The organism is Mycoplana azooxidifex (genome assembly GCF_014196765.1).
In the GTDB taxonomy this organism is placed as follows: Bacteria; Pseudomonadota; Alphaproteobacteria; order Rhizobiales; family Rhizobiaceae; genus Mycoplana; species Mycoplana azooxidifex.
In genome coordinates, this window is record NZ_JACIEE010000006.1 from 128,986 (window position 1) to 144,950 (window position 15,965).

General features: G+C 61.8%; 17 protein-coding genes. 2 read left to right on the top strand and 15 right to left on the bottom strand.

All coding sequences use genetic code 11. The annotated features are described in order from the left end of the window. Positions 1–37: 37 nt before the first annotated feature. The 7 genes from pqqE to GGQ64_RS15065 form a co-directional block, all read right to left on the bottom strand. Complete coding sequence (pqqE, locus tag GGQ64_RS15035) at positions 38–1,141, bottom strand: pyrroloquinoline quinone biosynthesis protein PqqE (RefSeq protein ID WP_183805709.1); 1,104 nt, start codon at positions 1,139–1,141, stop codon at positions 38–40. Further along, positions 1,138–1,437, bottom strand: a complete 300-nt coding sequence (gene pqqD / locus GGQ64_RS15040) for a pyrroloquinoline quinone biosynthesis peptide chaperone PqqD (RefSeq protein WP_343059485.1) — start codon at positions 1,435–1,437, stop codon at positions 1,138–1,140. Before pqqD ends, pqqE begins: the two co-directional genes overlap by 4 nt. Then, entirely contained in the window at positions 1,434–2,189 is a 756-nt protein-coding gene (pqqC, locus tag GGQ64_RS15045) for a pyrroloquinoline-quinone synthase PqqC (protein WP_183805713.1), read from the bottom strand. The genes pqqD and pqqC overlap by 4 nt, the downstream gene beginning before the upstream one ends. Then, positions 2,186–3,124: a pyrroloquinoline quinone biosynthesis protein PqqB gene (gene pqqB / locus GGQ64_RS15050; RefSeq protein WP_183805715.1), complete on the bottom strand. Its 939-nt coding sequence runs from the start codon at positions 3,122–3,124 to the stop codon at positions 2,186–2,188. The genes pqqC and pqqB overlap by 4 nt, the downstream gene beginning before the upstream one ends. A gap of 383 nt (positions 3,125–3,507) precedes the next feature. Next, positions 3,508–4,365: a substrate-binding domain-containing protein gene (locus GGQ64_RS15055; RefSeq protein ID WP_183805717.1), complete on the bottom strand. Its 858-nt coding sequence runs from the start codon at positions 4,363–4,365 to the stop codon at positions 3,508–3,510. 4 nt (positions 4,366–4,369) lie between these two features. Further along, positions 4,370–4,858 (bottom strand): c-type cytochrome, methanol metabolism-related, encoded by a 489-nt coding sequence (locus GGQ64_RS15060; RefSeq protein WP_425488516.1) that lies wholly within the window; start codon positions 4,856–4,858, stop codon positions 4,370–4,372. Between the two features lie 213 nt (positions 4,859–5,071). Continuing rightward, a complete protein-coding gene (locus tag GGQ64_RS15065) occupies positions 5,072–6,973 on the bottom strand; it encodes a methanol/ethanol family PQQ-dependent dehydrogenase (protein WP_183805721.1) in 1,902 nt (633 codons plus the stop codon). 494 nt (positions 6,974–7,467) lie between these two features. Here GGQ64_RS15065 and GGQ64_RS15070 point away from each other — a divergent pair, with 494 nt between their 5' ends. Continuing rightward, a complete protein-coding gene (locus GGQ64_RS15070; protein WP_343059486.1) occupies positions 7,468–7,740 on the top strand; it encodes a hypothetical protein in 273 nt (90 codons plus the stop codon). A gap of 18 nt (positions 7,741–7,758) precedes the next feature. Here the strand turns inward: GGQ64_RS15070 and GGQ64_RS15075 are convergent, their stop codons facing one another. The 3 genes from GGQ64_RS15075 to GGQ64_RS15085 are packed head-to-tail and all read right to left on the bottom strand — an operon-like array spanning position 7,759 to position 10,390. Beyond that, a complete protein-coding gene (locus GGQ64_RS15075; protein WP_183805723.1) occupies positions 7,759–8,508 on the bottom strand; it encodes an ABC transporter ATP-binding protein in 750 nt (249 codons plus the stop codon). Then, positions 8,468–9,232, bottom strand: a complete 765-nt coding sequence (locus GGQ64_RS15080; protein WP_343059500.1) for an ABC transporter permease — start codon at positions 9,230–9,232, stop codon at positions 8,468–8,470. The genes GGQ64_RS15075 and GGQ64_RS15080 overlap by 41 nt, the downstream gene beginning before the upstream one ends. Before the next feature lie 51 nt (positions 9,233–9,283). Beyond that, a complete protein-coding gene (locus tag GGQ64_RS15085; protein WP_343059487.1) occupies positions 9,284–10,390 on the bottom strand; it encodes an ABC transporter substrate-binding protein in 1,107 nt (368 codons plus the stop codon). A gap of 477 nt (positions 10,391–10,867) precedes the next feature. Here GGQ64_RS15085 and GGQ64_RS15090 point away from each other — a divergent pair, with 477 nt between their 5' ends. Then, on the top strand, positions 10,868–11,260 hold the full coding sequence (locus GGQ64_RS15090) for a c-type cytochrome (protein WP_183805727.1): 393 nt from the start codon (positions 10,868–10,870) through the stop codon (positions 11,258–11,260). Between the two features lie 58 nt (positions 11,261–11,318). Here the strand turns inward: GGQ64_RS15090 and rpe are convergent, their stop codons facing one another. From rpe to fba, 5 genes are read right to left on the bottom strand one after another with little or no spacing between them, the layout of a single operon-like run. Next, positions 11,319–12,008, bottom strand: coding sequence for a ribulose-phosphate 3-epimerase (gene rpe / locus GGQ64_RS15095; RefSeq protein WP_183805729.1), 690 nt, complete (start codon positions 12,006–12,008; stop codon positions 11,319–11,321). Further along, positions 12,005–12,943 (bottom strand): CbbX protein, encoded by a 939-nt coding sequence (gene cbbX, locus GGQ64_RS15100; RefSeq protein ID WP_183805731.1) that lies wholly within the window; start codon positions 12,941–12,943, stop codon positions 12,005–12,007. The genes rpe and cbbX overlap by 4 nt, the downstream gene beginning before the upstream one ends. Next, positions 12,936–13,355 carry a ribulose bisphosphate carboxylase small subunit gene (locus GGQ64_RS15105; RefSeq protein WP_183805734.1) on the bottom strand — a complete coding sequence of 140 codons (420 nt, stop codon included), beginning with the start codon at positions 13,353–13,355 and terminating at the stop codon, positions 12,936–12,938. The genes cbbX and GGQ64_RS15105 overlap by 8 nt, the downstream gene beginning before the upstream one ends. Positions 13,356–13,365: 10 nt before the next feature. Continuing rightward, positions 13,366–14,826 (bottom strand): form I ribulose bisphosphate carboxylase large subunit, encoded by a 1,461-nt coding sequence (locus GGQ64_RS15110; protein ID WP_183805736.1) that lies wholly within the window; start codon positions 14,824–14,826, stop codon positions 13,366–13,368. 35 nt (positions 14,827–14,861) lie between these two features. Then, on the bottom strand, positions 14,862–15,941 hold the full coding sequence (gene fba, locus GGQ64_RS15115; protein WP_183805738.1) for a class II fructose-bisphosphate aldolase: 1,080 nt from the start codon (positions 15,939–15,941) through the stop codon (positions 14,862–14,864). Positions 15,942–15,965 lie beyond the last annotated feature (24 nt).

Below are 15,965 nucleotides of genomic sequence, written 5' to 3' on the forward strand. Positions count from 1 at the left end.
AACAAGACGGTCCGAGGTTTGATTGCGCGCGCCGCGGCTACGCCCTTCCGATGCGGCGGTAGCGGAAGTCTTCGGCATTGGACGAGGGAATGGCGTTGGCCTCTCCGATCAGCGACGCCATGCGGCTATGGAGCGGAGACTTGATGCAGGCAGGGTCTGTCGCGGCCGCGTTCCCGGCGATCGCCATGGCCTGGCATCGGCATCCGCCCCAGTCGATCTCCTTGCGATCACAGCTTCTGCAGGGTTCCAGCATCCAGTCGTCGCCGCGGAAGGCATTGAAGGCCTCGGAGTGCGCCCAGATGTCCGTCAGGCTCGCCTCTCCAAAGCGCTCGAAATGCAGGGTCGGAATGGTTCCTGCCGCATGGCAGGGAAGGACCTTGCCGTCCGGGGCAACCATGAAGGCGTCGCGTGCCCAGCCGCCCATGCAGGGCTTCGGATAGATGGCGAAATAGTCGGGCGCGACGAAGTCGATCGCCAGAATGCCCTGCAGCCGCCACTGCGCCTCCTCGACGATCTCGACCTGGCGCTCCACGGCCTCCCGGTCAGGCATGAGGGCATTGCGGTTGAGAAGGGCCCAGCCGGCATATTGCACGTTGGCGATCTCCAAACGCTGCGCGCCGAGGGAGAGCGCGAGGTCGATGAAAGCGGGGACTTCCTCGATGTTGTGGCGATGGATCGGCGCATTGATCGTCAGCGGCAGGCCGAGTTCCACGACCTTTCTCGCGACCTCGAGCTTCTTTTCCTGCGCGCCACGGTGGTTGCCGATCTTTTCCGTGGTCGGCGCATGGGCGCCCTGAATGCTGAGCTGCAGGTGATCGAGGCCGGCATCCCGGAGCCGCTCCAATCGACCTTCGGCGATGCCTACGCCGGCGGTGATGAGATTGGTGTAGACGCCGCGGCGTGACAGACAGCTGACGAACTGCTCGAGATCCGGCCTGAGGGTCGGCTCGCCCCCGGACAGATGGATCTGCAGGACGCCGAGATCCGCCGCTTCCTCGAAAAGCGCGAGCCAGGCGTCCGTCGAAAGCTCCTTGTCGGCCTTCAGCAGTTCGAGCGGATTGGAGCAATAGACGCATTGCAGGGGACAGCGATGCGTCAGTTCGGCCAACATGCCGATCGGCGGCAGGAGCGTATCACTCATAGCGTCACCAGAAATCTGTCGGACCATTCCTGCAGGAACTCTTCGACATCGGGTGCGATGTCTTCGCCAGCCGCATCGTACTGGCCGGCAAGCTCGGCGACGATCTGCAGGACCGTATGCCGGCCATCGCACAGCTTCAATATATCAAGGCTGACCTCATCCGGCCAGAACACCTTCTCCGGCGACAGCAATGCCCAGGCGCTGCGCACCGGATCATATTGAAGCCGCGCGTAGCGCTTCAGCAGCGGTCGCGACTGGTCCGATACGATCGCGCGCTGGCGGTGGCTCTCCATCATCGCGCCTCCGGCACGAAGGCACCGGGCGGGATATTGCCGCCCTCGCCATAGGCGTGGTCCAGGGCGTCCAGCATGGCCCACAGAATATCGCATTTGAACAGGAGGGCATCGATGACGGCCTGCTGCCTTTCCGGGTCGGTCGCGTGCTTGCGGACATAGGCAAGGGCGAAGTCGGAATCCCGCGGGGCCTGCGTCAACCGCGGCATGAAGTAGGCGAGCGTATCTTCGGTCACGTAGCTGTACTTCGCCAGCATGGCCGGAACGCGTTCGCCGATGATCACCGGTGAAAACAGCTCCGTCAGCGACGAGGCGACGGCTTCCAGCAGGCTGCGGCTGGCGCAGAAGGACAGATAGGCCCCGACGGCGAAGCGGGTCGCCGGCAGAGCAAACCGTTCGCTCTTGACCATCTCCTCGTCGAGCCCGAGCCCGGTCGCCAGCTTGATCCAGCGGGCGATGCCACCGTCCCAGCCGGTCTGCCCATCATGGTCCTCGATCCTGCGGCGCCATTCGACGCGGAACTCCGGGTCTTCCGCCCGGGCGATGATCGTTGCATCCTTGCGCGGGATCATCGCCTGATAACAGTATCGGTTGAGCGCCCAGGCCTGAAGCTCGGCCCTGGTCAGGGTGCCCGCCGTCATCCGGTGATGATAGGGATGCCGGTTGTGGTATCGCTCGGCCCCGATCTGGCGCAGCACCTCTTCGAGCGCGGCAGGCGTCAAACCGTTTCGTGCCGCGTCTGCAAAATCGCTCATGGGCCGATCTCCATCCCGTCATAGCCGATCTCCCAGCCCCCTGCCCGCACGGCGGCCGCTTCGGGCGAATTCTCATCGAGGATCGGATTGGTGTTGTTGATATGGACATAGATGCGGCGCTTCGGTGCGACATCCGCCAGCAGGTCCATAGAGCCGCCAGGACCGCCGATGTGCAGGTGGCCCATGCGGCGGCCGGTCTTGGTGCCGACGCCTGCGCTCTGCATCTCGTCGTCGGTATAGACCGTGCCGTCGAAAAGCAGACATGCCGCAGCAGAAATTCTTTCCTTCAGATCGGCGTCGACGGCAGCGCAGCCGGGAACGTACAACACCGCGCCATCGTGGCCCTCCTGCCGGATGCGAACACCCACCGTGTCGCCTTCCTGCGTGCCGAACCCCTCCTCCGCCTTGCCGGCGTCCTCCAGAAACAGGGCCACCTTGCCGGGAACCGGGAATGCCTCGACCACGATGGACGTCGGCCTGCCCTGCCAATCTGTGATCGGCGTCGGAATGTTCAGCGAAAGCTCCCGGCGCTCGACCAGTTCGCTGTCCAGGACATTGAAGATGCTGTTTTCGGCAAGCACGCGAAGCACCCGGGCGGTCGCATAGACGACGAAACGATGCCGTTCACGCAGGCTCAGGAGCCCGGCGATATGATCGACATCCGCATTCGTCAGGATGACGGCCTGGATCGGCGAAGCGCGCAGGGGGCCGTCTTCCCTCGGCTGCAGTTCCCGGGTCGCCGCTATCTGCTCACGAATGTCCGGGGATGCGTTGAAGACAATCCAGTCCCTGCCGTCGGCGGATACGCCGAGGCTCGACTGTGTCCGCGCCCGAAAGCCCTGCACGCCATTGCGAACGTCGCGGCTCAGCCGATAATTGCAGTTCCATTGGGGGAATCCCCCTCCTGCCGCGGAGCCGAGGACCTTCAGCCGCATGTGACGATGCTTCCTTCCGACCGCAGCCGCTCCATGCGTGTACGTCGCATGGAGCGGTAGATGCGCCTATTTCTTGGCCTTGAGTTCGGCGGAATGGTAACGCGACATTTCCATTCCAACGGAAACCGTGCACATCGTCGGCTTCTTCCAGCTTTTCTTCATGGGTTTCTCCTCTTTGCTCTTTGCCCGAGATCAAGGATTTGATCTCCTCCCGGCATCGTGCACCTTTCGGCGCAAGCTCTCGAATTCGGGGGCGGTCGCATCTGCCGCGCCGAAGCGATCCGAAGACCGCCACGAAACAGCTTACACCCTGATGCGATCACCCTCACTCACATCTGGTTCAACGGCACCCGGCTCACACTCTGTGCATGCCGGAAGAACCGCTATCCCTTGATCTCGTTGCCCGCTTCATCGACCAGAGGCACCTGATATTGCTGGAGGATCCGGTCTATCTCCGACTGGTTCTCCCTGATCAGGGTGTTCAGCGTGCGCTTCCATTCCTGGTCGGACGGACGCACCCCCATGGTGATGCGATAGGCCATCTGGCTGCCTGTCTCCTTGAGAAGCGGCACCACGACGAAATCCGGATTGATCTCCTTGACGTAGTAACCGGCCATCGGTCCCCAGAGCAGGGCGACGTCGATGACGTCGTTCTGAAGATCCTTCAGCATCACCTCGGCCATGGACGGCATCGTGCGCGTATCCACCATGAGAGGATAGGTCTTCGCGGTCCGCATCAGGTTGGCCTTGGCCAGATTGGCACTCGGGGGCGTTCCCGCGACGACACCGACTTTCTTGCCCGCCAGCTTGGGATCCTCGATGGTTTCCACACCATCCAGGCCCTTGCCCTTCTTGAACACCATGACGTAGGTCGAGCGATAGTAGGCGTTGGTGTTCTGGACGAGTTCATCGCCCTGGGCGTAGCCGATGATGATATCGCAGCGGTTCGCCCTCAGCGTGTTGCGGACGAAGCCGGTTGCCATCGGATACCAGGTGTAGGCGACTGATTTGCGGCCGGTCTTCGCCGCCACGAGTTCCGCCAGCTTGTTTTCGAAGCCCTCCCCGCTCTCATCCGTGAACGGCATGTTGGACGGATCGGCGCAAACGCGCAGCACGTCCGGATCAACCAGTTCGCCCGCTGCGCCGAGCCCGGCGGTCTGCGGGAGTACTGCGGTCGGGACCGCGGCAATCGCCGCGATCAGCGAGACTATATAAAGACCGCAGGATCTGCGTGTCGACATCTGCTCAGCTCCCCATGCACGAGGCTTCTTGATCCTTGGCACCCTGCGGCTTGTCCGCTTTCTTGGGCGGCCTGCCACGCGGGATGCCATCGACCGCACGCGCCCGCAGATAGACGTAGATATCGTCCAGGTAACAATAGACGTTCTTGTTCTCGCCGAAGGCGGGCATGACGTTTTCCTTGCCACCACCCACATTCTTGCGCCCTTCGGCAACGATCGAGAGGAACGTGCCGTAATCCATCGTCTTCAACGAATCGACGAGCGCCGGAGCATAGGTGGAGCCCATTCCATCCGGGCCATGGCAGGTGTGACAGTCGGAATGATAACGGCGATAGCCGCTGAACGTGTACCAATCCACGGTCCCGTCGGCCTCGAGTTTGTATGTCGGGGTTCCTTCGGCGTCGAAATACTTGCCGTCCTCGTCGGTGGCGGCAGCGGCCTTCTGTTTGTCGTCTGTTGCAGAAGCGATGCTGGAACTAACAAGAAGAGCCATAAAGATCACTGAAACTGCTTTGCGGAAAGACATTCCTACCTCTTTCATTTCGCCACGGACACAGCTTGGCTGTCGCAATGCGGCGTTGACAGTTGGGTTGTGGAATACGCGGCGAAATCGAGAGCCCGGCCCGGAATTCATGGTGATCCGGGCTCCCGTTTCTCTGCTGGCCGCCTCCTTACGAAAGGACGGCGCGCCTATGGCTCCCGTTCATCAATCCGGGAGGCCGAAGACGGTCAGCTGACCGCCCAGCGTGGTGTAGTCGGCAAGGGCGGCATAGCCACCGACCGCGCCGAGACCAGCTGTGGAGATCGACTGCGCCTCATCGGTAGGAGCGTTCTGGCCGGCAACCGCAGTTTGCCAGGCAGCAGCACCTTCCGCCTGGAGCAGGCCGCCTGCAAGGCCGATGCCTGCCCAGCCGCCAACACCCGACAGCACGGCGATGTACTGCTTGCCCTTGTGCTCGAAGGTGTTGATGTTGCCGATGATGCCGGACGGGGTCTTGAACTTGTAGAGTTCCTTACCGTCGTGATCGACAGCCTTAATGTAGCCTTCCAGCGTGCCGTAGAAGACGACGTCGCCATCGGTAGACAGCGCGCCCGACCATACCGAGAACTGCTCGGGCTTGGACCAGACGATCTCACCCTTGGCGGCATCCCAGGCAATGAAGTTGCCCATGCCGCCATGGCTGTTGGGTGTCGGATACATCGACACAGCCGCACCCACATAGGGCTGGCCGGCGGTGTAGCTTACCCGATAGGGTTCATAGTCCATGCAGACATGGTTGGTCGGCACGTAGAACAGCCCGGTCTTCGGCGAATACGAGGCCGGTTGCTGGTCCTTGGTACCAAGCGCCGCCGGGCATACGCCCGTGGTGTTGGTGTCCTCGCCGTTCTGCTGGGTCGAATACTGAGCCACGACCTGCGGGCGACCATACTGCTCGCTGTTCGGATCCATTACGACCTCGGTCGCCCAGTTGACCGTCGGATCGAACTTCTTGGCGACGAGTAGTTCGCCCGTTCCACGATCCAGCGTATAGGCGAAGCCGTTGCGGTCGAAATGAACCAGGACATTGCGGGGCGAACCGTTGATCTGCATGTCGTCGACAAGGATCATTTCGTTGACGCCGTCGAAGTCCCATTCGTCATGCGGGGTCATCTGGTAGACCCATTTCGCCTGGCCGGTGTCGGCGTCACGGGCGAAGATGGTCATCGACCACTTGTTGTCGCCGGGGCGCTGGACAGGGTTCCAGGTCGAGGGGTTGCCGGTTCCGTAGTAGACCAGGTTGAGTGCCGGATCGAAGGCATACCAGCCCCAGGTCGTTCCGCCGCCCTGCTTCCACTGCTCCCCTTCCCAGCTGCTGACGCCGGAATCCTTGCCAACCGGCTTGCCGAGCTGGGTCGTCTTCTCGCCATCCATCAGGGTCTCCGAGTCGGGACCTGTTGAAAAGGCCTTCCAGGCGACCGTACCGTCTTTCAGGTTATACGCGGTGACATGGCCGCGGACACCGAACTCGCCACCCGAGATGCCGATCAGCACCTTGTCCTTGAAGACCATCGGAGCGGCCGTGCCGCTTTCCCCCTGGCCGCCGGACGTATTCTCGCCGTTCTTCGCCTGCCAGACGACCTTGCCGGTCTTGGCGTCGAGAGCGGTTACCGTCGTGTCGGCCTGGTTGAGGATGATCTTGCCATCACCATAGGCGACGCCACGGTTGACCGTGTCGCAACACATGATCGGGATGACGTTCGGATCCTGCTTGGGCTCGTATTTCCAGAGAATCTTGCCGTCATTGTTGAGATCGAGGGCATAGACCGTGTTGGGGAACGGCGCATGGACGTACATGACGTCGCCGATCACCAGGGGTCCGCCTTCATGGCCGCGCAACACGCCGGTCGAGAACGTCCACTTGACCTGAAGGTCCTTCACATTGTCCTTGGTGATCTGGTTCAATTTCGAAAAGCGGGTGTTCGCATAATCACCCGTCGGAATCGCCCAGTTCTTGGAATCAGAGATCAGCTTTTGGACTTCGTCATTGGCAAATGCTCCTCCCGCCAATGACAAAGTGACCGCAGCCGTCACCAACGCCGATTTTATGAAGTCTGATCGTACACGCATTTAGTCCTCCCGAAATTCGACAGGTGACTTTTTGCGGCAGCGCCTGTTCCAAAACAGGAGCCCGCGTCACCAGTTCAGCATGTGGGAAGTATTTCCGGCAGCGTGTCACGACCTAAGCCAGGCGTGCGGAGGGCACCGTTACCGCCCACCCACTTGGCCTACGAAGACTGTCACCACTCCCTTGACGGTAACGTCCTTGAAGCCGGAAACAACGCAACCATAAGAGATGTATTCGCTTTCCGCAAGCGCGTTTCTCATCAATACTCGCTGCACCGCGTCATGCTCATATTGCGGTGCAGCAACATATGCCCGGAAAACCGTCCTATATTACTGGATATCGATGCGAATCTGAACTTATACTTGCGTCAGTATTCGCGCTCCCTGCCGGGGTCCGCGTTATCGGGAAAGGATATGCCATGGTTAGGTCAGCGACGTTTTTTATCGCCGTGTTCGCAATGGCGGCGGCAGGTTCTGCTCTCCCGGCGGTTGCAGCGATGAGCTATCCCACCAATGCGGTGGCCGAGTACGTCTATGCCTGCATGAAGGCCAATGGCGAGAACAGGACCAATCTCGATCGTTGCTCCTGCTCGATCGACGTCATCGAATCAATCATCCCCTACGAGCGCTACGAGGCAGCCGCCACCTTCCGGCAAATGGGACTGGTCGCCGGCGAAAACGGCGCGCTGTTTCGCGAAAGCGCCCCTGCCAAGGCCGCGATAGCGGACCTGAAGAGAGCCCAGGCCGAAGCCGACATACGCTGCTTCTGAGAAGGGCGGCCACCGGCCCTAAAGCTGGGTCGGAAATCTTTCGTGGAAGGAGCGCAGGATGTCGCTGCGCACCTGCGGGTTCCTGGATTGCCGGGGAACCCGAATCAGGAACGATCCGACGACATGGGAGGGACGCGGCGACAGGACGAAGATTCGATCGGCCAGCATGATCGCCTCCTGCACGTTATGCGTCACCATCAGGACCGTCGTCGGATGCTCCGACCAGATTTGAAGCAGGAGATGACGAAGCTGCTGCGCAGTCGCCTCGTCGAGAGAGACGAAGGGCTCGTCGAGAACCAGGAGATCGGGCTCGATCGCAAGCGCCCGGGCAAGGGCGGCGCGACGCGCAAGCCCCAGCGAAAGTTCCCCCGGATAGAAGGCGCGCAATTTTCCCAGTCCGAGCGCATCGAACAGGTGATCGAGGTTCTTGCCCTGCAGGGCCTTCGGTAAGGCGAGGCGCACGTTTTCCTCGACAGTCCGCCAGGGCAGGAGGATCGGCTCCTGAAAGACCATGCCGATGCGCGGCTCCCCTGCCCCCGGCAGCTTGATGCGTCCTTCAAAATCATGGTCCAGGCCGAGGAGCAGCCGCAAAGTCGTGGTCTTGCCGCAACCGGAGGGGCCGACCAGGCAGGCGAATTCGTTCTGCTCGACCGCAAAGTCGAGATCGTGCAGGACATCGATGCTCCCGCCCCTGGACGCCTCGAAGGATTTGCGGCGGATTTCGATTTCAAGTCGCGCGTCTGCGCCAACGGGTCGAAGCGTGTTCAAGGGGCTGCACCAGAAGGATTTCGATCAGTAGCATCACGCAGACGAAAGCCAGCGTGTAGGCCAGGATGGAGGCAACGTCGAAAAGCTGAAAATAGAGATTGATCTGGAAGCCCACACCGTTCGACCGGCCGAGCAGTTCGACGACGAGCACGATCTTCCAGATCAGCGAAATGCCGGAGCGGGAGGCAGCGGCCAGATAGGGCTGCAATTGCGGCAGCACGACGTGGCGCAGGCGCGCAAAAGGCCCGAACTTGTAGACCCTTGCCATGTCCGTATAGCGCAGGTCGAGCGCGCGGGTCCCTTCCCTCATCGTGACGATGACGTTGGGGATCTTGTTGAACGCCACGGCGCCGATGGCGGCGACCTCGTTCAGCCCGAACCAGATATAGGCGAGAACGATGACGACCAGTGCGGGGACATTCAGGGAGAGAATGACCCACGGATCGAGAAACCGGTCCGCCCGCGGATGGCTTCCGAGAAAGATGCCGATCGCCGAACCGATCACGATGGCGAGCAGGAAAGAGGCGGCCACGCGGCAAAGGGTTATTCCCAGATGATAGGGGATCTCTCCCTTCGCCGTCTCCCGGACCATGACGCGCAGGACGTCGAGTGGCGGCGGGAAGGCACGGCTGGGCCACAGGGCAGCCGCCAGTTGCCAGGCGACGGCCAGGACGACGATCGAGGCTGCGATCGTCAGCAACGGTCCCCAATTGCGTCCCGGCACGGCCTTCTCCGTTCGCCCCTGTGACGACGTGCCGAGAGAGAGCGAACCCACCTATTGCATCCTCCAGAACGTTCCCGGAGCCAGTTCCTTCGACGGGCCGACAAGCTCTTCGCCGCCGATGCCCGCAAGGACCGAAAAAAGCGCCGCTGCGTCTCTTTCGGCATCATCCCGGGAGCGCTTGGGAATGCCTTCCCGGTAGCGGTCGCGCATGACCGTCCGTTCGGCCGCTTCGCCGGGGATCATCGGGGCGAGCAGTTCCCACTCCTCGTCGGAGCTTTCGAGAAGCGCTTTCGCATCGGCGCTCGCCTTGACGAAGCCCTCGATTGCAGCCGGGTGATCCTTTGCCCATGTATCGTGGAAGATATATCCGAGGGCAATGATCGGCCCCGAGGCCCCGAGGGCAGCGGCGGCCTCCTGGCCACTGATCAGGCGGCGGAAACCCTTCGCCTCCAACCGGGCACAATAGTTCCAGAAATTGAGAACCGCATCGAGCTCGCCCTGCTGCACCTTCTCCGCCAGCAATGGCGGTGCGCCATAGGCAATCGTGCTGACTGTCGCCAGGTCGATAGAATGTTCTTTCTTCGCCATCGCCTGGATCAGAAGCCAGTTCTTGTCCAGGGGACCGCCGGCGACGCCGAGCGTCTTGCCGGCCAAATCGCCAAGGCTCTCGATCGGAGAATCGGGTGGGACCATGATGGCCCCGACCGCAGTCGAATAAGGCACGAACGTCAGGTCCAGACCCGTTGCGCGCTGCCGTGACACCCACAGCCAGTCCGAAACGATCACATCGACCGATCCGGCCATCAGGGCAACATTCGTTGCGTCCTCGCCGGCGAATGCTTGCACATCCACCATGATCCCGTGCTTTTCATCGAGCTTGTGCCGTTTGATCGTGTCGAGCTCCCAACTCACGGTGCCGAACTTGAGAACGCCGACGCGCACGACCTCGGCGGCAGCGGCCTGCCCCGCCGCCTGCGTGAAAAACGCCGCCACCAAAAGCAATGCGACCCGAAATGATCGGCTGATCCTGCCTCCCACAAATTCCTCCCATGCAATTCGATTTGAGATGTCGATTTCAGATGTCGCGCCCCTCCGGCGCGTATTCACATCGCCATTTGAGGACGCGTAATTTCGGGTGCTCCGCAGACCATTTCGCAATCCGCGGCGGCGCCTGGAGCATGCAGGTCACCGGGCCTCCGCTGTCTTCGAAATGAAGATGCTCCTCGCGGCAACTCGAGAGCTTGTCAGCAAGACAAATGGTCAGAACGAGCTCGATAAACGGCATATTTGCACCTTTTTGACTAGCGGGCCTGCCGCAGCCGTTTCTCCTGCCTCAGGCCGCTGCACATGCAACCGCCAGTCAATCGCAGCCTCTTCCGGTGCCGGGAAGAGATTGTCGCGAGGTTAGGAGCATCGCGTCCGCCCGTCAATCGCAACTTCCGATCTGTGCGCCAATGACGGGCCGGATGGCGTTCAAGGGTTGACTTGCATTCCCCGGCAGGTACTTTTTCGACAGATCGCAAGTCCTGATGCCGTGTTGCGGAAGGTCGGGCGATTCGAAATGGCCGGCGCCAGTGGAGGAAAAGTGGCACCTGCCTTCGTCAAAGGGCACCCTTGGCGAGATGAGGAAATACTATGAAATGTCGTGTCCTTCTGATCGGCGTATCAGTTGCGATCTTTTCTGCCTGCGGGGTCAATGCTCAGGAGGGCGATGCCACCGCAGGAGCAACGGTGTTCAACAAGTGCAAGGCCTGTCACGACGCCGAGACGGATAAGAACAAGATCGGTCCGTCTCTCAAAGACGTGATCGGCAGGGTTGCCGGTACCCATGCCGGATTCAAATATTCCAAGGCGATGATCGAAGCAGGCGAAACCGGCCTCCATTGGGACGAGGCATCGTTGCGCGATTACCTCCACAACCCGAAGGCGAAGGTGAAAGGCACCAAGATGGCTTTTGCCGGCCTGAAGGATGAAGGCGATATCAGCAATCTCCTGGCCTATCTCGAGCAGTTCTCGACAAAGCAATGAGATATGGGGCTGCCGGTTGCCCGGCGGCCCCATCATCCGTCTGGTTTCATGGTCGAGTTCATGCCGCCTGACGTGTCAGCGCCTTGTCCGCCTGCCGTCGGATCGCTTCGATATTGCCGGCATAGGCCGATGCGTCATTTCCCTTGAAGACGGCGGAGCCGGCCACCAGCACGTCCGCGCCGGCAGCCGAAACCAAGGGTGCGGTTTCGGGCGTGACGCCGCCGTCGATCTCGATGTGGATCGGCCGGTCGCCGATCATCGCGGCCACGCGGCGCACCTTCTCCACGACCGCCGGAATGAAGGCCTGCCCGCCGAAGCCGGGATTGACGGTCATCAGCAGGACGAGATCCAGGCGGTCGAGCACGTATTCGATGACGCTTTCAGGCGTGGACGGATTGAGCGAAACACCCGCCTTCTTGCCGAGGCCGCGGATCGCCTGGAGTGTTCGGTCGAGATGCGGTCCGGCTTCCGCATGGACCGTGATGACATCGCAGCCCGCATCCGCGAAGGCGGCGATATAGGGATCGGCGGGCGCAATCATCAGATGGCAGTCGAAGACGGCATCCGTCCGGTGGCGGATGGATTTCACGACCGCCGGTCCGAACGTGATGTTGGGCACGAAATGACCGTCCATGACATCGAGGTGGATCCAGTCGGCACCCGCCTTGACGACGTTTTCGACCTCCTCGCCCAGCCGCGAAAAATCCGCCGACAAGATGGAGGGCGCGATGATCGTTCTTCTGCTCATGATGCGCTCTCCACTTGGCTCGCTTCGTTGCTGAAAATGCGGCTGGCCCTGATGTCGGCGGCGACGATGGTCGACAGCGTATCGGCATCGATCGGCCCGTTGGACGTCTCGAACAGCCGGTTTGCCTGGCGCAGGCGCGCACGGTCGAGCGCGTTGCGGATGGAACGCGCATTGGCGAAATGCGGCTGGCGGCGGCGAAGCGCGATATATTGCTCCATGGCAGCCCGTCCTTCGTCATCGAATCCGTAGTTCTGCTTTTCGAGCATCACCTCTGAGATCGCGAGCAACTCGTCGTCGGCATAATCCGGAAAGTCGATATGGTGGGCGATGCGGGAACGAAATCCCGGATTGCTCTCGAAGAACCGCTCCATCCGGTCGGCGTAGCCCGCCAGGATGACGACGAAGTCATCGCGTTGATTCTCCATGACCTGCAGGAGGATTTCGATGGCTTCCTGACCGTAGTCGCGCTCGTTTTCCTGCCTGTGGAGATAGTAGGCCTCGTCGATGAAAAGGACGCCACCCATCGCCTTCTTCAGGATCTCCTTCGTCTTCGGGGCGGTATGGCCGATATATTGCCCCACCAGGTCGTCGCGCGTCACCGAGACCAGATGCCCCTTGCGGATATAACCGAGGCGGTGGAGCAGATCGGCCATGCGCAAGGCGACGGTCGTCTTTCCCGTTCCCGGATTGCCGCTGAAGCACATGTGCAGCGTCGGCGTTTCATGGGCGAGGCCGAGACGCTTGCGCGCGCGCTCGACCAGCAACAATGCCGCAGTCTCCTTGATCCGCTGCTTGACCGGTTTGAGACCGATGAGCGTACGGTCGAGCTCGTCCAGCACATCCTTGACACCGGACAAGGCATACCCTGCCTTGAGGTCGATGGCGGAGAGCCTCTCGTCATCGACCTGCGGCCTGATGGGTTCCGCCTCAGCCATAACGCTCCCCCGACGGCCTGTCCGCCGCATAGGAGCGCGTGGTGTAGCGGATCTCCCTGCCGGCCGCCTCCTGCCGTTCCAACCGGAAGCCCGGCTCTGCCGCGGGTCGGTTGACGATGAAGGAGAGGCGGACGGACTCCCACCCGTGGCTGCTGTCGAAGGCGACGAGGCGGATATACCGGTCGCCATAGACCTTGCGGCACCCCTTCAGTTCCATCATCAACGCGGCTGCGTCGGGATTGTCGAACATCGGATGGCCCCACATGTCCCAGTAGGTATTGCGGGGATGAGGATCGTCCGTGAATTCGAGACTCACGGCCCAGCCCTTGTCGATGCAGTACTGCACCTGCCTGGCGATCTGATCGTCCGTCAGTGGTGGCAGGAACGAGAATGCTCCCTGGGTGATGTGCATGTCGCTTCTCCTATTCTGCTGCTGTGGCCGTCGGAACGTAATCCGGCGTGTCGGTGGAGGTGTAGTCGAAGGTCACGTCCTTCCAGACCTCGAGCGCCTGCTGCAGGGGCTGGCAGTGGCGCGCGGCGTCGCGCAGGATCTCCGGCCCTTCGCGCACGATGTCCCTTCCCTCGTTGCGGGCGAGCACCATGCACTCCAGCGCGACGCGGTTGGCCGTGGCGCCGGCGGTGATCCCCATCGGATGCCCGATCGTGCCGCCGCCGAACTGCAGCACGACGTCCTCGCCGAGCAGGTCCAGAAGCTGGTGCATCTGTCCGGCATGGATGCCGCCGGAGGCGACCGGCATCATCCGGTTGAGCGAGGCCCAGTGCTGGTCGAAGAAGATGCCGTTCTCCAGCCGCATGGGATTGAAGTCCTCGCGGCAGACGTCGTAGTAGCCGCGCGTCGTCGCGGGGTCGCCCTCCAGCTTGCCGACGACGGTGCCGGCATGGATGTGATCGACGCCGGCAAGGCGCATCCATTTGGCGATGACGCGGAAGGACACGCCATGCGTCTTCTGCCGGGTATAGGTGGAATGGCCGGCGCGATGGAGATGCAGGATCATGTCGTTTCGACGCGCCCATTTCGCCATGGACTGGATCGCCGTGTAGCCGATCACGAGATCGATCATGACGATGTTCGAGCCGATCTCCCTGGCGAATTCGGCGCGCTCGTACATGTCCTCCATGGTGGCCGCCGTCACGTTCAGGTACGTACCCTTGATTTCGCCGGTCTCGGCCTGGGCCTTGTTGACCGCCTCCATGCAATAGAGGAAGCGCTCGCGCCAGTGCATGAAGGGTTGCGAGTTTATGTTCTCGTCGTCCTTGGTGAAATCGAGCCCACCCTTGAGCGCCTCATAGACCACGCGGCCGTAATTGCGTCCCGAAAGCCCGAGCTTCGGCTTCACGGTCGCCCCGAGCAGCGGACGGCCGAACTTGTCCAGCCGCTCGCGCTCGACCACGATGCCGGTCGCAGGTCCCTGGAAGGTCTTCACATAGGCGACCGGGAAGCGCATGTCCTCCAGCCGCAATGCCTTCAGCGGCTTGAAGCCGAAGACGTTGCCGATGATCGAGGCGCTGAGGTTCGCGATCGAACCCGGCTCGAACAGGTCGAGGTCATAGGCGATGTAGGCGAAATACTGCCCCTCCGCATTCGGCACGGGATCGAGCCGATAGGCCTTGGCGCGATATTTCTCGCTCGCCGTCAGCCGGTCGGTCCAGACGACCGTCCAGGTAGCCGTGGAGGATTCGCCCGCAACGGCCGCCGCCGCCTCGACCGGATCGACGCCATCCTGCGGCGTGATCCGGAAGAGCGCGATGACATCGGTATCCTTCGGCTCGTAGTCGGGCTCCCAATAGCCCATCTTCCTGTATTCCATGACGCCGGATTTGTAGCGCGCCGCGCCTTTGACGGTTTGGGAATTGCTGTCCATGGCCTGGTCCTTTCGCTGTCGTTCTGGACCGCCGCTCAGGCGGCTTTCGCGGTTGTGGTCTGCGGATCGAGGTCGCCTACGGCGTAACGCCTGGCCATCTCGTCCAGTGGAACGGCTTTGATCTTCGAGGCGTTGCCCGCCGTACCGAACCGCTCGAAACGGTCGCGGCAGAGATTGCGCATGGCATCCATGGCCGGCTTCAGGAATTTGCGCGGGTCGAACTCCTCCGGATGCTCCGTCGCGATCCGGCGGAACTGCCCCGCCATCGCCATGCGGCAGTCGGTATCGATATTGACCTTGCGCACGCCATGGCGAATGCCACGCTCGATTTCCTCGACCGGAACGCCCCAGGTCTGCGGCATCTGCCCGCCGAAGCGGTTGATGACATCCTGCATCTCCTGCGGGACCGAGGAGGAACCGTGCATGACGAGATGGGTATTAGGCAGCTTGCGGTGGATTTCCTCGATCAGGTCCATCGCCAGGATGCCGCCGTCCGGCGCCCGCGTGAACTTGTAGGCGCCATGCGAGGTGCCGCAGGCAATCGCCAGCGCGTCGACGCCCGTCCGGGCGACGAAGTCGACGGCCTGATCCGGATCGGTCAGAAGCTGGTCGTGCGAGAGCGGCCCTTCCGCGCCATGACCATCCTCGGCGGCACCGGTTCCGCTCTCCAGCGAACCGAGAACACCCAACTCGCCTTCGACCGATACGCCCACCCAATGGGCGATTCGTGCCACGCGACCGGTGATTTCGACGTTGTATTCATAGGAGGCCGGCGTCTTCGCGTCCGCTTCGAGGGAGCCGTCCATCATGACGGAGGTGAAGCCATGGCGTATCGCCGTCATGCAGGTCGCTTCGTCGCTGCCGTGATCCTGATGGATGCAGACGGGAATGGCCGGATAGATTTCCGTCAGCGCCTCGATCATGCGCGCCAGCATGATGTCCTTCGCATAGGAGCGCGCACCCTTGGAGGCCTGGAGAATGACGGGCGCGTCGCAGGCGGCCGCCGCCTCCATCACCGCGAGGCCCTGCTCCATGTTGTTGATGTTGAAGGCCGGAACGCCATATCCGTATGCTGCCGCGTGATCGAGCAGCTGGCGTAATGTGATGCGGGCCATGGGCCTGCTCCTTTCCTACCGATC

What these genes read in the sequence shown, in the direction of transcription:
- GGQ64_RS15060 (WP_425488516.1), bottom strand. Translation starts at nt 4,858, where the DNA reads ATGGCTCTTCTTGTTAGTTCCAGCATCGCTTCTGCAACAGACGACAAA.
- pqqD (WP_343059485.1), bottom strand. Translation starts at nt 1,437, where the DNA reads ATGATGGAGAGCCACCGCCAGCGCGCGATCGTATCGGACCAGTCGCGA.
- GGQ64_RS15070 (WP_343059486.1), top strand. Translation starts at nt 7,468, where the DNA reads ATGAGCTATCCCACCAATGCGGTGGCCGAGTACGTCTATGCCTGCATG.
- GGQ64_RS15055 (WP_183805717.1), bottom strand. Translation starts at nt 4,365, where the DNA reads ATGTCGACACGCAGATCCTGCGGTCTTTATATAGTCTCGCTGATCGCG.
- pqqC (WP_183805713.1), bottom strand. Translation starts at nt 2,189, where the DNA reads ATGAGCGATTTTGCAGACGCGGCACGAAACGGTTTGACGCCTGCCGCG.
- rpe (WP_183805729.1), bottom strand. Translation starts at nt 12,008, where the DNA reads ATGAGCAGAAGAACGATCATCGCGCCCTCCATCTTGTCGGCGGATTTT.
- fba (WP_183805738.1), bottom strand. Translation starts at nt 15,941, where the DNA reads ATGGCCCGCATCACATTACGCCAGCTGCTCGATCACGCGGCAGCATAC.
- GGQ64_RS15110 (WP_183805736.1), bottom strand. Translation starts at nt 14,826, where the DNA reads ATGGACAGCAATTCCCAAACCGTCAAAGGCGCGGCGCGCTACAAATCC.
- GGQ64_RS15090 (WP_183805727.1), top strand. Translation starts at nt 10,868, where the DNA reads ATGAAATGTCGTGTCCTTCTGATCGGCGTATCAGTTGCGATCTTTTCT.
- pqqE (WP_183805709.1), bottom strand. Translation starts at nt 1,141, where the DNA reads ATGAGTGATACGCTCCTGCCGCCGATCGGCATGTTGGCCGAACTGACG.
- cbbX (WP_183805731.1), bottom strand. Translation starts at nt 12,943, where the DNA reads ATGGCTGAGGCGGAACCCATCAGGCCGCAGGTCGATGACGAGAGGCTC.
- GGQ64_RS15065 (WP_183805721.1), bottom strand. Translation starts at nt 6,973, where the DNA reads ATGCGTGTACGATCAGACTTCATAAAATCGGCGTTGGTGACGGCTGCG.
- pqqB (WP_183805715.1), bottom strand. Translation starts at nt 3,124, where the DNA reads ATGCGGCTGAAGGTCCTCGGCTCCGCGGCAGGAGGGGGATTCCCCCAA.
- GGQ64_RS15105 (WP_183805734.1), bottom strand. Translation starts at nt 13,355, where the DNA reads ATGCACATCACCCAGGGAGCATTCTCGTTCCTGCCACCACTGACGGAC.